We start from the raw sequence: 19,160 nt of genomic DNA on the forward strand, positions 1-19,160 counted from the left end.
ACACTAATTACATGAAAAAAATACTTTCGTTTATCGTTATAATAGTGGGGCTTTTGGCGCTTGAAGGGTGCGTGGTGCCTTTCTCTCCTCCTGAGGTCTCGACGCCTGGCCGATTTTTGGTTATAGATGGTTTTCTAAACACCAACGGAATCGACAGCAGTAGCATTATGCTGACTTATACCCAAGTGGTTTCTAATAAAAACACTTTTGGCACCGAACTAAGAGCACGGGTGACGGTGGAGGGAAACAAAGGAAGTACCTATACTTTTACCGAAATCGGGAAGGGGTTGTATCGGCTACCCGCCCAAAAAGTCAATCCTTTAGAGCAGTTTCGGATTCGTATCAAAACCACTGCCAACAAGGAGTACCTATCTGAGTATGTGGAGGTGAAACAAACACCCCCGATTGATAGCATAACGTATAAAATTGCGGCTGATAAAGGCTCGGTTCAGGTGTTAGTCAATACCCACGACCCCCTCAACAAAACCCGCTATTACCGTTGGCGTTTTGAAGAAACTTGGGAGTATCATTCGCCCTTGATATCATATTTTGAAATCAAGAACAAAGCCATGGTAGATCGTACTTCTCTGATTAATGTTTGTTGGCAAACGGCCCGTCCTTCTACGATTTTGTTGGCATCCACCGCAAAATTATCGCAGGATATTATCAACGATTTCCCTGTGACAACGATTACGGCTGCTTCCAACAAACTCCGAGTAAGGTATAGCATTTTGGTAAAACAAATTGGGCTTACGGAAGATGGATTTGCGTATTGGAATTCACTTTCAAAGACGACCGAAAAAACAGGAAGCCTTTTTGATCCACAACCTTCGCAAGTGACAGGAAACATCAAAAATACGGCCAATGTGCAGGAACTGGTGTTTGGGCATTTTAGTGCCGTTTCGCCCCAAGAAAAACGATTTTTTGTCCCTGTGACGCTCGGTTTTTCCGTTTTCTGTCCGCCTTCAGATACCCTTAGTTTGGCCGATGCCCTCAAATGGACGGATATTATCGTGAGTCAGTATTATCCAGAAGGTGCGCGTTTTCCTGATTATATTGTTGGTACCTCCGAATGTGCCGATTGTCGAACCCAAGGTGGTACGCTCGTTCGTCCTAGTTTTTGGTAATAACCCTCCTTATGCTATGAAATCCCGTTTTCTACTGACTTTATATTTTATTTTTGTGCTCGGGGTGGCCGCAGGAGTGGCCCAAAATCCGACGCAGCAGCTGACCAACTACCGTCAGCAAGTACCACAAGAAAAACTTTTCTTTCACCTCGACCGACCGTTGTATTTGGTGGGTGAAATGATTTGGTTTAAGGCACATTGTGTGGATGCCGCCTTGCATACGCCATTGGCCATGAGCAAAGTGGCTTATTTGGAGGTGTTGGACAAAGACCAAAATCCTGTATTACAAACCAAAATCACGCTCGACGGTGGCAAAGGAGTGGGTTCGGTGTTTATTCCGCCGTTTTTAGCCAGCGGAAACTACTTGGTGCGTGGCTATACGCAATGGATGAAAAACTTCAGTTCAGAATTTTATTTCCAAAGCCCCATCACCATCGCAAATCCGTTTAGCAAACCAGCCGCCGCCGCCACTACGGCAAAAGCAACAACGCCTTACGATTTGCAGTTGTTTCCCGAAGGGGGCCATTTGGTGCAAGGACTCGAAAGCAAAGTGGCGTTTAGGGCAGTGGGCGAAGATGGAAAAGGAATAACCTTTCGGGGACGGATTGTCAATCAACAAAACGATACCATTACCCGTTTTGAACCGCATAAATTTGGTATGGGCACTTTTGGATTTGTTCCGCAAACAGGGCAGTCGTACCGTGTTTTGTTGCAAGATGCTCAAAAACAATGGTTTGTTTATAAATTTCCTGATGCGTTGGCGCAAGGATATGCCATGCAAGTGAGCGAGTCAACGGCTAATACGTTAGATGTCATTGTTCGAGCTCAAGGGAAAGATGGTGCCGTATCTTTATTGGCACATACCAAAGGAATCGCTAAACATGCCGCTCAGGCTACTTTCCAAAACGGTCAGGCGCGCTTTAGTCTCAACAAAAACTTGCTTGGTGATGGCACTTCGACGTTGACAATTTTTGATAATAACCAAACTCCTGTTGCTGAACGCTTGTACTTTAAGCGGCCAAAAGAGTCGTTGACGGTTTCGGTCCAAGCGAGCAAAAACCAGTACAACGTTCGCGAAAAAGTGGAACTAGACCTTGGAGCGCAGATAGGCGCCACCACGACTGCCGCCGATTTTTCGGTGTCGGTGTTCTTGGTGGATTCGCTGCCTGCACCTTCACCTGTGTTTATCGACAGTTATTTAGGGTTAAGTTCCGACCTCAAAGGCAACGTTGAGTCGCCTCAGTATTATTTTCAAAACGATGATGAGGTGGCGCTGGATAACCTGATGCTGACCCACGGTTGGCGGCGTTTTACTTGGGATGACGTCACGCAGACCAAACCAAAATTTGCCTTTCCTCCCGAAATGACGGGGCATTTTATTACGGGAAAAGTGGTGGACGCCAAAACGGGCGCGGCTGTTCCTGATATCGATACTTATTTGGCTGCTCCAAGCAAACGCCCTCAATTGTTTGTTTCGACGAGCGATTCTTTGGGGCGTATTTTGTTTGAATTAAAACACTTTTTGGGGGCAAAAGAGGTCATTGTTCAGACCAATACGCGCAAAGACAGCACCTATCGCATCGAAATCAACAGCCCTTACTCCGACAAAATGTCTTCGTATGTATTGCCTAAATTCCATTTTGATGCTTCGTGGAAAAACGATTTGCTAACCCGCAGTATCAACATGCAAACCCGTAATTCATTTTCGCCCAAATCAGCCCAACAAATGATTACTACCGAGGCTGATACTTTGGCCTTTTTTGGAAAACCCGATGAAAAGTATCAACTAGATGCCTACACGCGCTTTCCTACCTTGGAAGAGGTCATGCGGGAGTATGTGCCAGGGGTGGCTGTTCGCCGCCGACAAGGGAAGTTTATTTATAGGGTGTATGACAAACTACAGTCAAATGTTCCGTTTGAGGAAGAGCCGCTTGTGATGGTGGACGGCGTTCCGATGTTTGATACCGACAAAGTATTGACCTTTGATCCGCTAAAAATCAAAACTTTACAGGTGATTGACGGCCTTTATTACCTTGGTCCAGTATCGTTTCCAGGCATTGTGAGTTATTCTACTTACAAAGGTGATTTGGCAGGTTTCCCCATCGACCCACGCGCGTTGGTGCTTTCGTACGAAGGCGTACAGGGAAAGCGGGAGTTTTATGCACCGCGTTACGATGCGGCCGAGCAGCTTAAAAGTCGTGTCCCCGATTTTCGTAACCACCTTTATTGGAATCCGCAGGTAATGACGACAAGCAACAAACAAACCCTCAATTTTTATACTTCAGACCAAGTAGGTACGTATCGAGTTGTTGTACAGGGTCTGACCGACAAAGGTGTTGCAGGTAGCAAAACGTTTACCTTTGAGGTCAAAAAATCGTCTTTGTAAAATACGCAGCAGAGGAGAAAATCTTCATACATTAGGGTTGTTCGCAACCCTAATGGTTATTCGTGGGCAATAATTTCTGTATTATTCATCTCGATTAAACTGTAAAAGGGGAATAATTTTACCAATTCGCTAAAGTTTTTACGAAACAAATCTAGCAGCTGACGATTTTTTATATTTCCAGTGGAAATTAGAAGTAATTTTTTCGGAGAATTTCTAATTAAATAACTATCGTAAAAATCAGAGTCCTTACTGATAACAATACAATTATTTGCATCGGCATACATCCTAATTTCTTGGTCTTCAGTTTCATCCTTATTGGGCAAATCGTCTGTATGAACGACTTCATAACCTTTCTCCCGTATCCATGTGGCCAAGAGAGAGGGTAATTGAGCGTCAACCAAAAATCTCATACTAATACTTGCTGAATACGCTTTACTCTTGATAGTTTAGCAGCATACTGTAAGCAAGCCAAAATGTCGTCATTTTCAAGACTAGGATAATCTATTAAAATTTCTTCGTGACTACTGCCAGCAGACAGTAAATCCAAAATCATTTCCACAGGGTAACGTTTGTTACGGATAGTAGGCTTACCGTGACAAATGTTGGGGTTAATTGTGATTCGACTGAGTAATGTTTCCATGGTTCTGTCATTTTTTACCAAAGATAACATTCTTTTCAAAAAATATTTCTTCACCTCATAGGGGGAAGGGCAGACTTGAGTTGTCATAGGAGCAAATGAGTGCTTTATCCGTCGTTTTCGACAACTCGTCACAAAAAGAAACAGTAGGTTGGCCGCAAAATCGTACTTTTGCGCCAAAACGAAGGGAATCCTATTACGTGCAATTGTCGGACACACAAATACTTATAGCCATCAGGGAAGGCGACGAACGGGTTTTCGAACAAATGTTTCGGAAATACTACGGAGGACTATGTACCTACGGGCGGTCGATTTTGCGCGATGAGGAAGAATCGGAGGAGATTGTTCAGAACGTATTTGTGGGTATTTGGGAAAAACGGGCGGAATTGGAAATTACGCAGTCGCTCAAGTCGTATTTGTATCGGGCGGTGCATAACCACTGCCTCAACCGTATTAAGCACCAAAAAGTGCGCGACGAACACCAACAATACACGCTTTATTCCCAAGAAGAAGCGTATGAGTCGGTGAGTCAGACGGTGTATAAAAACGAACTCGAAAGCGAACTTGCCAAGGCAATTGGGAAGTTGCCCGAACAGTGTCGGGTGATTTTTAAGTTAAGTCGTTTTGAAGAATTGCGTTACCAAGAAATTGCTGACCAATTGGGGCTGTCGGTCAAAACCGTGGAAAACCAAATAGGGAAAGCGCTCAAAATATTACGCGCCGAATTGGCAGACTTCCTGCCCGTGGTAGCGATTATCTATTGGTTGACCAAAAATCTGTGAGGTTTACGAAAATTTAGTGCATGACAAAAATTTACTCATGAGTGCAAACGAACCCATTTCGGACGATTTACTGGCGCGGTACGTGGCGGGAACTACTACCCCCGACGAACAGGCGCAGGTAAAAGTGTGGCTGGCCCAATCGGCTGACCATGCGCAGGAATTGGCGCGTTTTGAGCGGGTATGGGAGGCTTCGACGCAGGTGCGGACTCCTGCAATGGAGGTGGACGTGGAGGCAGCTTGGAGTAAGGTAAATAGGCGAATAACTGCTAAAAACGAGCAATTTGAGCCGAAAGTGTTGCCGTTGCGAAAACCCTCTTTTGCCGCATGGCGGGTAGCAGCAAGTGTGCTGGTCGTGCTCGGTTTAGGCTGGCTGGGGTATCGTTGGATGACCCCGATAGAAAAAGCCGAAATCGCTGTGGTGAAGACCCAAAAAAATACGCTAGAGCAGACCCTGCCCGACGGAACGAAGGTGTTTTTGAACGAAAATTCGACCTTGACTGCCGCCGCCGATTTTAACGAAGAAACGCGGACGGTCACGCTGAAAGGGGAGGCGTATTTTGACGTCAAACGCGATGAAACGCGGCCTTTTATCATCAATGCCAATGGTACCGAAGTACGGGTGTTGGGAACGTCTTTCAACGTAAAAGCGTATGACAACCACGTTCGAGTGGCGGTCACGAGTGGAAAAGTGCAGTTTTCGACCCCAAAACAAAAAGTAGTGTTGGTGAAAGACGAAGCCGCCGCTACTTCCGAAGCCGATACCATCATCAAAATGCCTGCGTTGAATTTTAACGAAATGGCCTACCGAACGCGGGTGTTTGTGTTTGAAAAAACCAATTTGAGCGACGTCGTTGCGTCGTTGCGCGAAGGCTACCATGCCGATATTCGCCTCGGCAGTCGTCGGTTAGAAAACTGCTTGTTGACGGCGCGTTTTGAAAAAGAAAGTTTAGATACTACGCTCTCCGTCATTGCCGAAACCCTGAACCTACGGGTAGTTCGGCGCGGAAATTCCATCTTATTGGATGGAAGCGGATGTGAATAATGTGCTTCACAATCAACTGTTTACCAACTAACAGCCATGAAAAATTGCTTACAAACCATTGGGTTTTGTCTCGTTACTCTTTTCTGTTTTGCCCAAAAATCGGTATTAGATAAACCCGTTACGGTACGCGTTGCCAACGAACGACTGGAAGAAACCCTCAAAATGATTGGGGACAAAAATGGGTTTAGTTTTTCGTACAATCCCAGTGATTTTGACGTCAATCGCCGCGTATCCTTAAACGCGTCGGGCAAGGCCGTTCGCCAAGTGTTGGACGAGATTTTTAAGGGAACGGCCACCTACAAAGAGCGCCGCAACCACGTCATTCTTCAGAAAGTTGCCCCTACCAATGAGCCGCCGAAAGAGGTTTTTATCAATGGTTATATTTTTGACCAAGAAACGGGAGAACGCATTGCCCAAGCGAGTATTTACGAAAAACGAACGTTGGTTTCGGCAGTATCGAATTCGATGGGGTATTATCGGTTAAAATTGCCAGCGGCCTTGCCCAATCCGCGCTTGGAGGTGCGGAAAGAGAAATACCTCGGAACGAGTATGCCCATCAACAACCAACTGTCCTTGGACATTGGCCTGATTCATACGAAAATAGATGGCAAAACCGAGCCTATTCGTCCGCAAACGCTTCCTTCGACGACGGTGGCGCGGAAAGATACCTTCAAGGTAAAAGTGCCCGTGGCACCGCTGCCTGTGTTTGTGGCTTCGGCAGATACCAACGATGTCCCCGCCAAAAAACGCGAGTTGAGGCTGGACAAAGTCCAAGAAACGTTTGTGGATGCTTTTACTACGGCTAAACAAGCTGTTCACATCAAAAACGTGGATGATACGCTCTACCGCCCTTTTCAGGTGTCGTTTTTGCCGTTTATTGGCACCAACCATGTGTTGAGTGGGCACGTTATTAATGCGCTGTCGTTCAATGTGATAGCGGGGTATTCGTTGGGAGTCAATGCGTTGGAATTTGGAGGACTGGCCAATTTGGTGCGTTGGGATGTCCACGGAGCACAATTCTCGGGTTTTGTCAACCTCGTTGGGCGCAATGTCTATGGGTTGCAAGTGTCTGGTTTTGGCAATGCCGCGTTTAGAAATGTGGAAGGAATGCAGTTTTCGGGTTTTGCTAACCTGACGGGCGGGCACCACAGTGGGATTCAGGTGGCAGGTTTTGCCAATTTAACGGGACGTAGTTTTAGCAACGGCCTCCAAACGGCAGGTTTTGCCAGCGTGACACTCGGGAGTTTGCACGGTGCTCAAGTCAGCGGTTTTGCCAACGTGGTGCTCGGAAACACGCGCGGAATGCAACTCAGCGGCTTTGGAAATGTTGCGCTTCGCCGCTTGAGAGGAGTACAAATCAGCCCGTATTTCAACTACGCAGGCATCCACGAAAAAGGACTACAATTAGGCTTATTCAACTATGCCGACTCGTCGGGAGCGGTTCCGATTGGACTTTTTAGCTACGTTCGCCGCAATGGCTACCGTCGTTTTGAAATCAGTAGCGACGAACTCAACTACGCTAACCTAACCTTCAAAACGGGCGTACGTGGTTTTTATAACATCGTGACGCTAGGAGGTAGTTTTGGAATGGCCGACAAACCCCTCTATACTTTTGGCTACGGGATTGGAAGTTCGGTGTATTTTGGCCGTGGTTGGGCAGGGAACTTGGACTTAACCGCCAACAAAATCATGGAAGCGACCAACCGCTTTGATTCCTCAAACGGCATGTTTTATCGGTTGAGTCTGGGATTGGAAAAAAAATTGTCACGACAGCTGGCGTTGTTTGCAGCGGGTACCTGGACGGCACTCACGGCAGAGCCTGGCTACATCAAGGCTGACTTATCGCGTCTGTATCAGCCACTTCCAGCGACCACTTTGCGCGATGGCCTTGATTTGACCAACTGGCTCGGTTTTCAGGCAGGAATTCGGATTTGTAATCGTTAACAATCATTAACGACGCTGGGTGTTACTTGCCAAAATACGGCGCGTCAAAAGGTCGTTAATCAAGAAATAATCGTTTACAAAACCATCTTCGATGCCATGAAAAATTTCGCTTTTATTCGTTCAAATGTTGCTTTTATAGTAGGATTGATGTTCCTCGTCGTGACCGCGCAAGCGCAAGTGTCGATTGGAGCGCGCGGAGGTGCATCCCTTGCCAAAACCACAGGAAACGGTGGTTTCGTTGAAAACTTCACGGGAAATCTTAACTATATCGTTAGCGGAAACGGCGGGGTATTTTTGCAAGTGCCTATCTCAGGCGGTTTGTCATTCCGTCCCGAAATCGCCTATACGCAAAGCGGGGCAGGTATTTCTTCCAACGATTTGTTGGACTTGGTAGGCGTAAACCTTCCGTTGGGCGGGTCGCTCAAACAGCGTCTTACTTATATCCAAGCACCGTTGTTGTTGCAGTATGAGTTTGGAGATGCGGGTAATCGCGTCAAGCCTTATGTGGTAGTGGGGCCTACATTTAGTTATTTGGCCGATGGCAAAATCGTGAGCCGTGCCGATTTGATTATATTCCGTACCCAGCCCAACCGCACGAGCATCGGTTTGGGAGGTTTCAACCGCTTTGAAGTAGGTGGAGCAGGGGGCGTAGGTTTGAGCTTCGATTTGGGAGGGGCAAAACTTTTTGTAGAAGGTCGTTACCAACGCGGTTTTACGCGGGTATATGACACGCCGATAGTGCAAGTGCCCGTTCACAATCAAAGTTTTACGGCATTGGCAGGGTTTTCGATTCCGTTGGGGAGATAGTCGTTGATTATCAGGAAGCTATTATAACAAAAAGACCGCTCTCTATGAGCGGTCTTTTTGTTATAATAGTAAAGCAAAAGTTTATTTCTTAAACGCGTTTGCTATGTATAAAAGCCCATGTATGAGCGCAAAACCCAAAGAAAAATAGAACAAGCCAGTATCTTCACCGTTTGTTTGTCCGTGGTGAACAAAGGCAATGATGGCCAAAGCAGCTGCCAAAACCAACCCAGAAATACTAACAACTTTTAAATCATCGGTTAATTTGTTTTTTCCAGGAGATAATCTACTGTTGGTGATTCCATACCATAGATAAATGTCGAAACCGATAATCATCCATACAATCAAACGAATCCACGTATCTAAAGGTAGAAACGCCATCATAAAGAAACAAGTAACTACACCCAAAATAGGAACAAGCGGAACAAGTGGTGTTTTAAAAGCCCGAGGTGCATCTGGCATTTGCTTACGCATAACGATAATACCGATACATACCAAAATAAAGGCAAAGAGTGTTCCGATACTTGTCATTTCTCCTACTACACGGGCAGGGATGAAGGCCGCAAATAAGCTCACAAAAAGCATGAACATCAAGTTGCTTTTTACAGGAGTTTGGAATTTAGGGTGAACTGCCGAAAACACTCTAGGCAACAAACCGTCTTTGCTCATGCTAAAGAAAACGCGGGTTTGTCCCATAAGCATCACCAAAATAACAGACGCATAACCTGCCAAAATAGCGACGATAATGGCACGGTTTAACCAAGGGTAATCTGGAACAAGCACCCCAGCGGCGTTAGGAGTACCCATGCTTTCGATCGCGACAGCGACGGGAGCGATTCCGTCTTGTCCTTTGAATGAAGTATAGCTAGTTACGCCCGTCATAACGTGGGCAAACAAAATATACAAAATCGTACAAATGGCCAAAGACGCAAGAATACCAATTGGCATGTCTCTTTTGGGATTTTTGGCTTCTTGGGCAGCAGTACTTACCGCATCAAAACCAATGTAAGCAAAAAATACGATGGCCGCCGCTCGAATGATACCACTAAAGCCGTATTCGCCAAAAGTACCTGTGTTGTCAGGAATGTAAGGAGTATAATTCGACTCGTTGATGTATTTCCATCCTAAAATGATGAAGACAATGACAACCGTGACTTTCAATGCCACAATGATGCCATTCACAAGGGCGCTTTCTTGCGTTCCTTTCATGAGTAAAAGGCTCATAAGCACAACGATAAAAACCGCAGGTAGATTGATCATACCGCCATCCCAAGGGCCTACCGTAAGGGCGACGGGTAAGTGGACATCAAAGCCTTCTAGGAACTTTATCAGATAACGACTCCAGCTAATACTAACCGTAGCAGCACCGACGGCATATTCTAACACCAAGTCCCAGCCGATGATCCAAGCAACAAATTCTCCCAACGTAGCATACGAATAAGTATAGGCACTACCAGCTACGGGAATCATGGAGGCAAATTCGGCGTAGCATAAGCCCGCAAAAGCGCAGCCAAGGGCGGCTACAATAAATGAAATGGTGATGGCAGGGCCTGCTTGGTTGGCGGCAGCGCCTCCAGTAATTGAAAATAATCCAGCGCCGATGATGGCTCCTATACCTAGGGCTATTAAGCTACCCGCACCTAGGGTTCGTTTTAGCTGATTGCCCTCACCCGAGGACTCTGAGAGGAGTTGGTCTAAGGGTTTTTTAATCCAAAGTTGCTTCGCCATTCTGTCTGTAGTTAGAAGTTTTTTAATACTAAGATTAGGTTTGTTTTTGAAATGTGGTTGAAAAATACGCCCTTATTGGTTTGTTACCAAATAAAGAGGTTGAAAACTTATTTTTATACCAAATAATCACCTACTCAAAAGGATTGATACTGAAATAGTTACTATGAAGAATACGAGCAATATCTGACTTCAGTCATTCTCTACTACATATAGTGCACCTATCTTGCAGCAATTTTGTTAAAAACGTATGCGAAAACAACTTGAAAACCGCGCCGATGTAGAACTACTTGTGAATAGTTTCTACCAAAAAATACGAGAAGACGCCGAGCTTGGTCATATCTTCGACGAAGTAGCTCAGGTGTCGTGGGAATTGCATTTACCCAAGATGTACGACTTCTGGGAAGGGATTCTCTTCGGAACGCTTAACTATAACGGCCGACCTATGCCTCCTCACTTCCGCCTGACGGCTCAGTACACGCTTACCCCCGAGCATTTTGACCGCTGGCTGAATCTGTTCTTTCAGAATGTCGATGCGCTTTTTGAAGGTGAAAAAGCCGATGATGTCAAGTACCGAGCGTACAGTATTGCCACCATTATGAACAACCGGGTGCAGCAGGTCAATGAGCAAGTTCGTGTCGAAAATCCTTGAAGCAACTTACCCCCTAGTCGTAAGTTTGAGAGTAAATAGTGCCCGATATACTAAATAGTTTATTCGTTTTTGGTAAATTATTTTTGCTGTTTTTTGTAATGATGAACTATTTTATTGTATTATATTAACAATATGTTAATGTAAGTGACTGTATATCATTGACTTGATTTGGATTTATTTTATATCTTTGCCCCTGCGAACTAAATAACCAAATAACGCTATGGCAATTGCAAAACAAGTATTGAAAAGCAAACCTGTTTGTAAAGTAACGTTCTCTCTTTCAGCTGACGAAGTCGCTGGTGCAAAAGATGTTGCTCTATTGGGAGAGTTTAATGGTTGGGCTACCGAGGCCGCTACAAAATTGAAGAAACAAAAAGATGGTTCATATAAAGCTATTGTAGAGTTAGAAACTGGAAAAGAGTATGCTTTCCGTTATTTGCTCGACGGTACTACATGGACCAACGATGAAACGGCCGACAAGTTCGTTCCAACGGGTGTATCTTACGACGAGAACTCAGTAGTAGTTCTTTAATCGGTGCTACAATTTTGAACAAACCCCTCCAAGCGTCACGTTTGGCGGGGTTTGTTGTTTATGGAGTTGAAAGAATGGCCATCGTTAGGCGACTGATGCAGACGAGTTTGCCGTCTTCGGTCGTGATGCGGATTTCCCACACGTGCGTCGTACGGCCGATGTGAATCGGGGTGGCTTTGCCATACACCCAGCCGCTTTTGACGCCGCGTATGTGATTGGCATTGATGTCGAGTCCAACGGCGTACTGATGAGCTGATTCGGGTAAGATAAGGTACGAAGCAATACTGCCAACGGTTTCGGCCAATACCACCGACGCTCCACCGTGAAGAATCCCAAAGGGCTGATGCGTGCGGTGGTCAACGGGCATTCGAGCAATGACGTAATCGTCGCCTACTTCTAAGTATTCGATGCCCAAATGACCCGCAATTGTATTATTATCTAACTGTTTGATGCGTTCGAGCGCATTATTTTTGTTGAACATAGCTAAAAGGGGTATTTTTGTCGTGTCGTCAAAACTAGGCGATTTCATTCGATTTTAAACGGATTTTACGTAGATTTTACATGTCTTCTAAAGTTATTTACCTCATCCGCCACGGTGAAACCGACTACAACCGACGAGGAGTTGTGCAGGGAAGCGGAATAGATGCTGAACTCAACGAACTCGGCCACGCGCAAGCCCACGCGTTTTACCAAATCTATCAAGACGTCGCTTTTGATAAAGTTTATACCTCCAATCTCATCCGCACCAAGCAAAGTGTTAAAGGTTTTTTGGAAAAAGGGCTGCCGCACGAAGCCTACGAAGGGCTCAATGAGATCAGTTGGGGAGTACGTGAAGGACGTACACCTAACAGCATGGACAACGACTACTACCGCTGGTTGATTGAAAGTTGGCAAAAGGGCGAAATTGAGCTACAAGCCGAAGGTGGCGAAAGCCCCGTGGATGTCCAAAGTCGCCAATTGCCCGTCATTGATTTGATTCTAGCTCGCCCCGAAGAAAAAACGGTACTTGTAGCCATGCACGGTCGGGCCATGCGGGTATTGCTGGCGACCATTTTTAAGCGTCCTTTGCACGAAATGGATGAGTACTTACATACCAATTTGGGTTTGTATCTTCTTCATTACGATTATCATACCGCCACTTTTTCGATTCAAAAACATAACGATATAGCTCATTTAGAGCTAGTTCCGCCCCATTTATTAGCCTAACCAAGCGATGAACAGAGCCCAACTGATTGAACAGATAAAGCGAAAAAAATCTTTTTTGTGCGTAGGACTCGACCCCGACCTCAAAAAACTGCCAAAGCATTTGTTGAAAGAACCCGATGCTATTTTTGAGTTTAACAAACGCCTCATCGACGCCACCGCGCCGTATGCCGTAGCGTATAAACCCAACATCGCATTTTACGAAGCCCTCGGCCCACGCGGATGGAACAGTTTGCAGCGTACGTTGGCCTACATTCCCAAAGACTGTTTTACGATTGCCGACGCCAAGCGCGGTGATATTGGTAACACGTCGTCGCTGTACGCCCAAGCTTTCTTTGACAAAAATTCTTCAGGAATGTCCTTTGACAGCATCACGGTGGCGCCTTACATGGGCCGCGATTCGGTGATGCCGTTTTTGGAGTTTAAAGACAAATGGGTGATTTTGTTGGCTTTAACTTCAAACGAAGGAAGCGCCGATTTTCAGACTCATTTGCTCAATCCCCAATTGTCACGCAACGACGATGATGAATTAGGGTTGGCCAATAGCCAGATTGTCGTTGAAAATCAGAATGAGTACGTGTTTGAGCGCGTGCTGCGTGTGTCGCAAGAATGGGGAGGTGCCGACCGCCTCATGTACGTCGTCGGTGCTACCAAAGCCCCGATGCTCAAGCAAGTGCGTAAAATTGCGCCCGATCACTTTTTGTTGATTCCAGGCGTAGGCGCGCAAGGCGGGAGCATGGAAGAAGTGTGTAAATACGGCATGAACAAAGATTGCGGATTGCTCGTTAATGCCGCTCGTAGCATTATTTACGCCTCTTCGGGTACTGATTTTGAGCAAAAAGCAGCCGAAGAAGCAAAACGGATGCAGCAAGAAATGGAAGTCCAATTGAAGGCATTTGGGATTATATAAGCTATGATACAGTTACTCGCAAAGGTAGGCATCAACGGTTTTTTCTTTTGCCTGATTGGAATGATTGGGCTTGCTTATCTTTTCCCTAGTTTCGGTACCGAACAAAGCCCGCTGCACTTGCCTCAAATTGCGGAATACGGTGTGTCGGTGATTTTCTTTTTTTACGGCCTGAAACTAAGCCCCGAAAAGCTAAAAAAGGGGCTAAGTAACTGGAAACTGCACCTGCTGATTCAATTGACGACGTTTGTGTTTTTTCCGTTGGTGATTATCGGGTTAGGCAAGGTGCTACCGATTGACACGTCGTCGCTGTTGTGGACGGGGGTGTTTTATTTGGCCGCCTTGCCTTCTACGGTCTCATCGTCGGTCGTCATGGTGGCGATTGCGGGTGGCAACCTACCTGCCGCGATTTTCAACGCTAGTATTTCAAGCATCATTGGCATTTTTATTACGCCGCTTTGGATGAGCAGCGTGTTGGAACAGCAAGACGCCAACTTCGACGTGACTCACGTGATTATTCGCTTGTGTTTGGAGGTGTTGCTGCCAGTGGTGCTAGGTTTTTTGCTCCACAAAAAAATGGGTAAGTGGACTGAGAAGTACAACAGCGCCCTTCGCCTTTTTGACCAAAGTATCATTTTACTGATTGTTTATACTTCGTTTTGCGAGTCGTTTACGGGAAATATGTTTAGCAACCACGCTGCTTCGGAGCTTTTCCAGTTGGGAGTGAGTATGTTGGTATTTTTTCTCGCGATGTTTGGCCTCATGAATGCCATCAGTTACGCCCTGAAGTTTAACCGACCCGATCGCATCACGGTCTTATTTTGTGGTTCCAAAAAATCATTGGTACAGGGGGCGGTGATGGGCAAAGTCCTGTTTCCGAACCCCGAGCTGTTGGGAGTAGCGCTTCTGCCCCTCATGATGTACCACGCCCTGCAGCTGATGGTGGGGAGTATGATTGCGCAACGGATGGGGGATGGGAGATAAGGAAGTGCTAAAATTGACGCTACTTTCCTTATCGTTTGCCGTATAGTTTCTCAAAAGCTTTACATTGTTCGATATCAAAGTCCGTTTCTAAATATAGCCCATACATATAGCGATTGAATGCCTTTTCTCTGAAATCTCTAAAATCAGTATCTACGATGTCGTTCTTCAATTCATTCAAATGATTCAAATACGCTTCTTTACGTTGTTCAAAACCTTTTGAATCAGTAGTTTTACGTTGGTGCCACAAATACAAACTGTATTGTACCATCGCAGGGGTTTTGCCCTCTATATAGCCTTGCATTTGGCTTCGAAATGTTATCAATCGGTAAATCTGTACCAAGGCTTCAAAGTTTCCTTGTAACTGCCTTCTTTTGGCTTCATCGGTTTTGTTTTTTTGACGTAGAAAATCAGCATAAAGCGCATAAAAATCGTCGGAATGAGCCGTTACCCCAAAATCAATACATTGTTTTTCGCCCGTTTTATCAAAGTATTCTGTATAGCTTTTTATAGCAAATGCACTATCAGGATGCAAGGGTGGGTATTGGTACAAATTAGGGAAGCCATCCACAATATGGTTGAAGATTTCCCTGTCATAGCAATAATATGGTGATATACGCACTGTATCTTGCTGCGTATAGGGCTTTTTTTCGGTGGTTTGCTCTTGCGGTTGGCAGGAAAAGATCAGTAAAACACCCGGTAATAATAGAGAATATTTCATTTTTTCGTTTTTCTACTCCACCATTACCTTCGCCCTGGCACGTATAAACTCATTAATGGCGAATTTATCAAAGCCATTGGCTATAACAGTTACCAAGGCAGGGTTTACAGCTATGATTTCTTTGGTATCATACTTATCGAACCTGCTATCAGTGATGACGCTTGCCCCTGCCCGCACAAAATCTTTCATGTCATATTTATCAAACTTTGTACCCCGTATTGTTACGAGTGCAGGGTTGAGGAGGATGATTTCTTTGACATCGTATTTATCTAACTCATTGCCGAGTATGACGCTTGAACCTGCCCGCACAAAATCTTTGAGTTGGTATTTATCAAATTTGCCGGAACTTAGGGTAAGCAATGAAGGCTTTTGGTTTGTAAAATCTTGAGAACTGTAACGATTGATTGGTTGACAAAAAGCACTAACAGCAAGCAAGCTTGTGAGAATAAGGGTTATGACTCTCATTTATTCTAAGAAATGCTATGGAAAATCTACGCCTTGCGTCTCAAACGCTCTATCCAAATTCCAATTGTTGTCGGCTATCAATCTTTGGAATAACTGAGGGCGGTAACGGGTGTTTCTTAGTAATTTCTTAGAATGATTTGCCAACCACTCGTACCGCACATCTACATATTGTTTAATCCAACGCTTTTCATTTCCGCCCATCAACGGGGGAACTTCTGGAAACCGTTGACGGAGATGGTTAGGAACTCCACCCGAATGAACGAAGCTATCATAAATCACCAAAAGAGACAGGGGGTGCGTAAATTGGTGATGCACAAAGAAGGCTACGGCAGGTTGGAAATAATACCTGTCAAAGAATATATCCTGAGTGACGCACATAATGTTATCATTATTGGCGGCATCTTTTAAAGTCTTCTTAAAAGTATTATTACTCCAAAAAGACTGAGGAACACCACCCACAATTCTTCCAATGTTTGGTATATAAGGGCTTATAGCACTGGCGTAAGTGCCTCCTGCCCCAATATACATTTCGAGTAGCTTTTTAAGATTACCAAACTCGGTCGTTTGCGACCTGCCGTAGGTAATTTGTTTGTAACTCTGCCCTTGATAATTAAAATCTTGATAAGCCACCCAAGCATCATATTTTCCTAATTTAGAACTCGTTTCAAATACATTAATTACTTCCAAAATTTTATCAGCGGCTTCTTGACTTATGCCTGTTGGTAAGAATGAAAAGTTCATAACTAAATTTTTTAAAGTGTATACACGTGATTTTAGAAATTAGGTATTACTTCAAAATTTAGTTTTTAAACAAATCATTATTTGCAACACTGGCACCACAAAGTTTCGCAAGATGCTCATAACCCTTTTTTAATTGTTTGATTTCGTCTTCTGTAACACTGTACCATATTTCAATGACAGAATAAACCCCTGAATCCATAGTGACACCATATTCATTATATTTGCTTATATCACCAAAATAGCTGGAACGATCAGGGTTGAAAACTCTATCTATTTTACCCATAATTCTAAGTTTGTATGCCCCCTCTTGTAATACATAGTTTGCTGCAGTCATTTTTGAAAAATTAATATGCCGTACATCACTATAGCCGTTATATTGAGGATAAAATAACTCGACATCATTACTTGTGGCTTTTAAGTAATACATTTTGGCAAACTCAGGGTTATGAATATTACCTGCTTTAGCATTTAACCATTCAATTGTTTGCTCTTTGGTTTGAGCTTGCGCATTATTGATATAAAAACCAACGCTTAAAAAGAGTAGTAAAAGTATTTTTTTCATGTTTGAAAATTGTTTTTGGGTGAAAGTTTGAGTTTTCTTTTTTTGAAACTGATTTGGAATTATAGGTTGAATTTTGGATAAGATGGAAACTATCTCTTGTTCAAAGCCCAAAAATATTTCGCTTAATAGTGTATTCCGAAGCATCCACATGAAGCTTATTACCCAACGCAATACCTGCTTGAATAAAGAAAAAGCTATCTTCAAAATACACATTGTAGTCATCTTGGCCTTTGTAACCCACCCCAACGAAATAACTTATTGAATTGGAATTGACCCGATATTTGGCGGCATTGGCCCCACTCCATTGGTATTTAAAATCTATATTGATTTTGTTTTTGAATGTAGGAGAATACAAGTTGGTTTTGATGAACTTATTGAGTGCCAATGAACCATTGATCACAAATCTGTGCTTTTCAAAAATAGACTTCTTATTTGTCTCATTGTCTCTTTTTCCTATGATATTCTGGTACCTGAACACAAGCTTTTCTAAGCCATATACCCCCACAAGCGATGCCTCTCCAAGATCAACCAAAGGAGTAGTCAGTTGCCCAGAGTTCATCCCAAAATAAAGTGTTCGATTGGAGATACTTTTAGATAAATCATCAGTAGAATAAAACCTAAATCGGGAGAAAGTAACGCCTGCTTCTACGCCCAAGTTGATGCCAAAATTACCATTGTAGATATTCATGTATCTTTTATAGGTATCGTAATTGGACGTGGGGTTTTCTATCAAAAACGCTTGATTAGCAGCCTGCCGGCTCACGCCATTTGTCAACATATACCGCTCTTCCCAATCTTTTTGGGCACTGCTTAAATAGCGATATTGGGCTGCCTCACTGTTGGTGGCATCTTGTCCATTGGAGTGGTGATAAACACTCATAGAATAATAATGGTGCCTGTACTCTTTCGTTTCTTTACCACTAATTGACCTACTTTTATTTTGTTGGTAGATGCGTTTCCATCTATCCTCTTTCTTTTTTGACCGTCTTTCAAAGAAATAGGTAATACTTGGCTTATAGCTCGGTGTACGGACAGGAAACGATTGGTTCCAAAATGTACGTGAATCATATTTGGGTGAATAGCCTCTCGACCAATTGACGCGAGATTCGTTGGCCATACTCAGCAGAAGCGTATTTTTGGTTTTTGTACCAGTAAATATGAAAAAATTGATAGTTGGGTCTAACACCAAAATATACGAACGATAGGTAGGCGTTTTGTATAAAGTCCAAAAAGTTAACGGTGGAGAAATAAATGTTTGTTTTGAGTTTATCCTTACCGTCTCTTTAAACAAAAAATTTATTTCCTGATCATTCTCAGTTTGAGCATAGACAGCCATTGACCACAGGATACAACATAGTATCAATAGCTTTTTCATATTTTTAGATGGTAAATGCTTTTTTGATTGAAGTGAGTTTATTGCCAAATCCCTTTCCTCCTTTATTTCTAAGAACTATGGTGGTGTTTTTGAAGAACTTATTCATTGGTATAGAGTAGGAAATGGTATAGAACGCAGGTTTGATGTTGGTACTTATGTCTCCAAATTCTTTGCCAATTCCTACCTGAAAATCTAATACCGAAATACCGGTGTAAAAAGCAAACCTACTATTGCCCGCCCCTGACTTAGAAAAAAGAAAACCTGCTTGAAAACCAAAATGATTTCTTATATCTGAGCCTGTGGTATCGCCTTTTGCAGTTAAAAGATTGAAATCAGCTTTAGACAGTGAAATTCCTGCACCAAGTGAATTAAAAAAAGAAACTTCACCCGAGGCTGTTTTACCAACTTTACCGGCCTCAGTATAAGGGCTAAACTGTACAGTAGGTAGATTAAAGTTGGTACTCACAAGCCATGCCGTTTTTTTATAACGCATCACAGTATCTCCGTCCTGGGCATAACTTTTGGTATAAGCCAATGCGACAAACAAGAATGATAATATCCGCTTCATCATTTT

21 protein-coding genes are annotated in these 19,160 nt (G+C 43.9%); 11 read left to right on the forward strand and 10 right to left on the reverse strand.

The annotated features are described in order from the left end of the window. Positions 1–11 precede the first annotated feature (11 nt). Positions 12–1,127 (forward strand): DUF4249 domain-containing protein, encoded by a 1,116-nt coding sequence (locus K339_RS0124420; RefSeq protein WP_028525953.1) that lies wholly within the window; start codon positions 12–14, stop codon positions 1,125–1,127. 16 nt (positions 1,128–1,143) lie between these two features. After that, positions 1,144–3,513, forward strand: a complete 2,370-nt coding sequence (locus K339_RS0124425) for a hypothetical protein (RefSeq protein ID WP_037301797.1) — start codon at positions 1,144–1,146, stop codon at positions 3,511–3,513. 56 nt (positions 3,514–3,569) lie between these two features. Here the strand turns inward: K339_RS0124425 and K339_RS0124430 are convergent, their stop codons facing one another. Both K339_RS0124430 and K339_RS0124435 read right to left on the reverse strand, forming a co-directional pair. Next, positions 3,570–3,923 (reverse strand): DUF5615 family PIN-like protein, encoded by a 354-nt coding sequence (locus K339_RS0124430; protein WP_028525955.1) that lies wholly within the window; start codon positions 3,921–3,923, stop codon positions 3,570–3,572. Then, positions 3,920–4,153, reverse strand: coding sequence for a DUF433 domain-containing protein (locus K339_RS0124435; protein WP_028525956.1), 234 nt, complete (start codon positions 4,151–4,153; stop codon positions 3,920–3,922). The genes K339_RS0124430 and K339_RS0124435 overlap by 4 nt, the downstream gene beginning before the upstream one ends. Positions 4,154–4,350: 197 nt before the next feature. On the opposite strand from K339_RS0124435, the gene K339_RS0124440 reads away from it, so the two are divergent. The 4 genes from K339_RS0124440 to K339_RS0124455 all read left to right on the forward strand — a co-directional run bounded on the left by K339_RS0124440 (position 4,351) and on the right by K339_RS0124455 (position 8,725). After that, positions 4,351–4,932, forward strand: coding sequence for an RNA polymerase sigma-70 factor (locus tag K339_RS0124440; RefSeq protein ID WP_028525957.1), 582 nt, complete (start codon positions 4,351–4,353; stop codon positions 4,930–4,932). A gap of 37 nt (positions 4,933–4,969) precedes the next feature. Continuing rightward, the gene (locus K339_RS0124445; RefSeq protein ID WP_028525958.1) at positions 4,970–5,974 is read left to right on the forward strand and encodes a FecR domain-containing protein; all 1,005 of its coding nucleotides are present in this window, start codon (positions 4,970–4,972) and stop codon (positions 5,972–5,974) included. 36 nt (positions 5,975–6,010) lie between these two features. Next, complete coding sequence (locus tag K339_RS34680) at positions 6,011–7,918, forward strand: STN and carboxypeptidase regulatory-like domain-containing protein (RefSeq protein ID WP_051398220.1); 1,908 nt, start codon at positions 6,011–6,013, stop codon at positions 7,916–7,918. A 96-nt stretch (positions 7,919–8,014) separates the two neighbouring features. After that, the gene (locus K339_RS0124455; RefSeq protein ID WP_028525959.1) at positions 8,015–8,725 is read left to right on the forward strand and encodes a porin family protein; all 711 of its coding nucleotides are present in this window, start codon (positions 8,015–8,017) and stop codon (positions 8,723–8,725) included. Between the two features lie 81 nt (positions 8,726–8,806). Here the strand turns inward: K339_RS0124455 and K339_RS0124460 are convergent, their stop codons facing one another. Continuing rightward, the gene (locus K339_RS0124460) at positions 8,807–10,450 is read right to left on the reverse strand and encodes an amino acid permease (RefSeq protein WP_028525960.1); all 1,644 of its coding nucleotides are present in this window, start codon (positions 10,448–10,450) and stop codon (positions 8,807–8,809) included. Positions 10,451–10,697: 247 nt separating this feature from the next. Here K339_RS0124460 and K339_RS0124465 point away from each other — a divergent pair, with 247 nt between their 5' ends. Continuing rightward, a complete protein-coding gene (locus tag K339_RS0124465; protein ID WP_028525961.1) occupies positions 10,698–11,099 on the forward strand; it encodes a group III truncated hemoglobin in 402 nt (133 codons plus the stop codon). Positions 11,100–11,319: 220 nt separating this feature from the next. After that, positions 11,320–11,631 (forward strand): isoamylase early set domain-containing protein, encoded by a 312-nt coding sequence (locus K339_RS0124470; protein ID WP_028525962.1) that lies wholly within the window; start codon positions 11,320–11,322, stop codon positions 11,629–11,631. Between the two features lie 58 nt (positions 11,632–11,689). On the opposite strand, the gene K339_RS0124475 is transcribed toward K339_RS0124470, so the two are convergent. Next, positions 11,690–12,112 carry a hotdog fold thioesterase gene (locus K339_RS0124475; protein WP_028525963.1) on the reverse strand — a complete coding sequence of 141 codons (423 nt, stop codon included), beginning with the start codon at positions 12,110–12,112 and terminating at the stop codon, positions 11,690–11,692. Between the two features lie 80 nt (positions 12,113–12,192). Between K339_RS0124475 and K339_RS0124480 the strand changes: the two genes are divergently transcribed. The 3 genes from K339_RS0124480 to K339_RS0124490 are packed head-to-tail and all read left to right on the forward strand — an operon-like array spanning position 12,193 to position 14,725. Continuing rightward, positions 12,193–12,837, forward strand: a complete 645-nt coding sequence (locus tag K339_RS0124480) for a histidine phosphatase family protein (RefSeq protein WP_028525964.1) — start codon at positions 12,193–12,195, stop codon at positions 12,835–12,837. Positions 12,838–12,844: 7 nt separating this feature from the next. Then, positions 12,845–13,744 carry an orotidine-5'-phosphate decarboxylase gene (pyrF, locus tag K339_RS0124485; RefSeq protein ID WP_028525965.1) on the forward strand — a complete coding sequence of 300 codons (900 nt, stop codon included), beginning with the start codon at positions 12,845–12,847 and terminating at the stop codon, positions 13,742–13,744. A gap of 3 nt (positions 13,745–13,747) precedes the next feature. Beyond that, entirely contained in the window at positions 13,748–14,725 is a 978-nt protein-coding gene (locus tag K339_RS0124490; protein WP_028525966.1) for a bile acid:sodium symporter family protein, read from the forward strand. Between the two features lie 28 nt (positions 14,726–14,753). Here the strand turns inward: K339_RS0124490 and K339_RS0124495 are convergent, their stop codons facing one another. The 6 genes from K339_RS0124495 to K339_RS0124525 form a co-directional block, all read right to left on the reverse strand. Next, entirely contained in the window at positions 14,754–15,443 is a 690-nt protein-coding gene (locus tag K339_RS0124495) for a hypothetical protein (RefSeq protein WP_157607728.1), read from the reverse strand. Positions 15,444–15,455: 12 nt separating this feature from the next. Further along, on the reverse strand, positions 15,456–15,803 hold the full coding sequence (locus K339_RS0124505) for a hypothetical protein (protein WP_211243837.1): 348 nt from the start codon (positions 15,801–15,803) through the stop codon (positions 15,456–15,458). A gap of 120 nt (positions 15,804–15,923) precedes the next feature. After that, positions 15,924–16,649 (reverse strand): chitosanase, encoded by a 726-nt coding sequence (locus tag K339_RS0124510; protein WP_051398221.1) that lies wholly within the window; start codon positions 16,647–16,649, stop codon positions 15,924–15,926. A gap of 58 nt (positions 16,650–16,707) precedes the next feature. Continuing rightward, on the reverse strand, positions 16,708–17,211 hold the full coding sequence (locus K339_RS0124515; protein ID WP_157607729.1) for a hypothetical protein: 504 nt from the start codon (positions 17,209–17,211) through the stop codon (positions 16,708–16,710). A gap of 100 nt (positions 17,212–17,311) precedes the next feature. Next, complete coding sequence (locus tag K339_RS37280; protein WP_211243838.1) at positions 17,312–18,328, reverse strand: hypothetical protein; 1,017 nt, start codon at positions 18,326–18,328, stop codon at positions 17,312–17,314. Positions 18,329–18,590: 262 nt separating this feature from the next. Next, entirely contained in the window at positions 18,591–19,157 is a 567-nt protein-coding gene (locus tag K339_RS0124525) for a hypothetical protein (RefSeq protein ID WP_211243839.1), read from the reverse strand. Between the last annotated feature and the right edge of the window lie 3 nt (positions 19,158–19,160).

Origin of the sequence: Runella limosa DSM 17973, from assembly GCF_000482465.1 — a bacterium.
Lineage (GTDB): Bacteria > Bacteroidota > Bacteroidia > Cytophagales > Spirosomataceae > Runella > Runella limosa.

Bases quoted from the DNA above. Each gene is read 5' to 3' on its own strand.
- K339_RS0124465 (WP_028525961.1), top strand. From the start codon at position 10,698: ATGCGAAAACAACTTGAAAACCGCGCCGATGTAGAACTACTTGTGAAT.
- K339_RS0124430 (WP_028525955.1), bottom strand. From the start codon at position 3,923: ATGAGATTTTTGGTTGACGCTCAATTACCCTCTCTCTTGGCCACATGG.
- K339_RS0124445 (WP_028525958.1), top strand. From the start codon at position 4,970: ATGAGTGCAAACGAACCCATTTCGGACGATTTACTGGCGCGGTACGTG.
- K339_RS0124425 (WP_037301797.1), top strand. From the start codon at position 1,144: ATGAAATCCCGTTTTCTACTGACTTTATATTTTATTTTTGTGCTCGGG.
- K339_RS0124480 (WP_028525964.1), top strand. From the start codon at position 12,193: ATGTCTTCTAAAGTTATTTACCTCATCCGCCACGGTGAAACCGACTAC.
- K339_RS0124460 (WP_028525960.1), bottom strand. From the start codon at position 10,450: ATGGCGAAGCAACTTTGGATTAAAAAACCCTTAGACCAACTCCTCTCA.
- K339_RS0124435 (WP_028525956.1), bottom strand. From the start codon at position 4,153: ATGGAAACATTACTCAGTCGAATCACAATTAACCCCAACATTTGTCAC.
- K339_RS0124510 (WP_051398221.1), bottom strand. From the start codon at position 16,649: ATGAACTTTTCATTCTTACCAACAGGCATAAGTCAAGAAGCCGCTGAT.
- K339_RS0124455 (WP_028525959.1), top strand. From the start codon at position 8,015: ATGAAAAATTTCGCTTTTATTCGTTCAAATGTTGCTTTTATAGTAGGA.
- K339_RS0124525 (WP_211243839.1), bottom strand. From the start codon at position 19,157: ATGATGAAGCGGATATTATCATTCTTGTTTGTCGCATTGGCTTATACC.
- K339_RS0124420 (WP_028525953.1), top strand. From the start codon at position 12: ATGAAAAAAATACTTTCGTTTATCGTTATAATAGTGGGGCTTTTGGCG.
- K339_RS0124490 (WP_028525966.1), top strand. From the start codon at position 13,748: ATGATACAGTTACTCGCAAAGGTAGGCATCAACGGTTTTTTCTTTTGC.
- K339_RS0124475 (WP_028525963.1), bottom strand. From the start codon at position 12,112: ATGTTCAACAAAAATAATGCGCTCGAACGCATCAAACAGTTAGATAAT.
- K339_RS0124470 (WP_028525962.1), top strand. From the start codon at position 11,320: ATGGCAATTGCAAAACAAGTATTGAAAAGCAAACCTGTTTGTAAAGTA.
- K339_RS34680 (WP_051398220.1), top strand. From the start codon at position 6,011: ATGAAAAATTGCTTACAAACCATTGGGTTTTGTCTCGTTACTCTTTTC.
- K339_RS37280 (WP_211243838.1), bottom strand. From the start codon at position 18,328: ATGGCCAACGAATCTCGCGTCAATTGGTCGAGAGGCTATTCACCCAAA.
- K339_RS0124515 (WP_157607729.1), bottom strand. From the start codon at position 17,211: ATGAAAAAAATACTTTTACTACTCTTTTTAAGCGTTGGTTTTTATATC.
- pyrF (WP_028525965.1), top strand. From the start codon at position 12,845: ATGAACAGAGCCCAACTGATTGAACAGATAAAGCGAAAAAAATCTTTT.
- K339_RS0124495 (WP_157607728.1), bottom strand. From the start codon at position 15,443: ATGAAATATTCTCTATTATTACCGGGTGTTTTACTGATCTTTTCCTGC.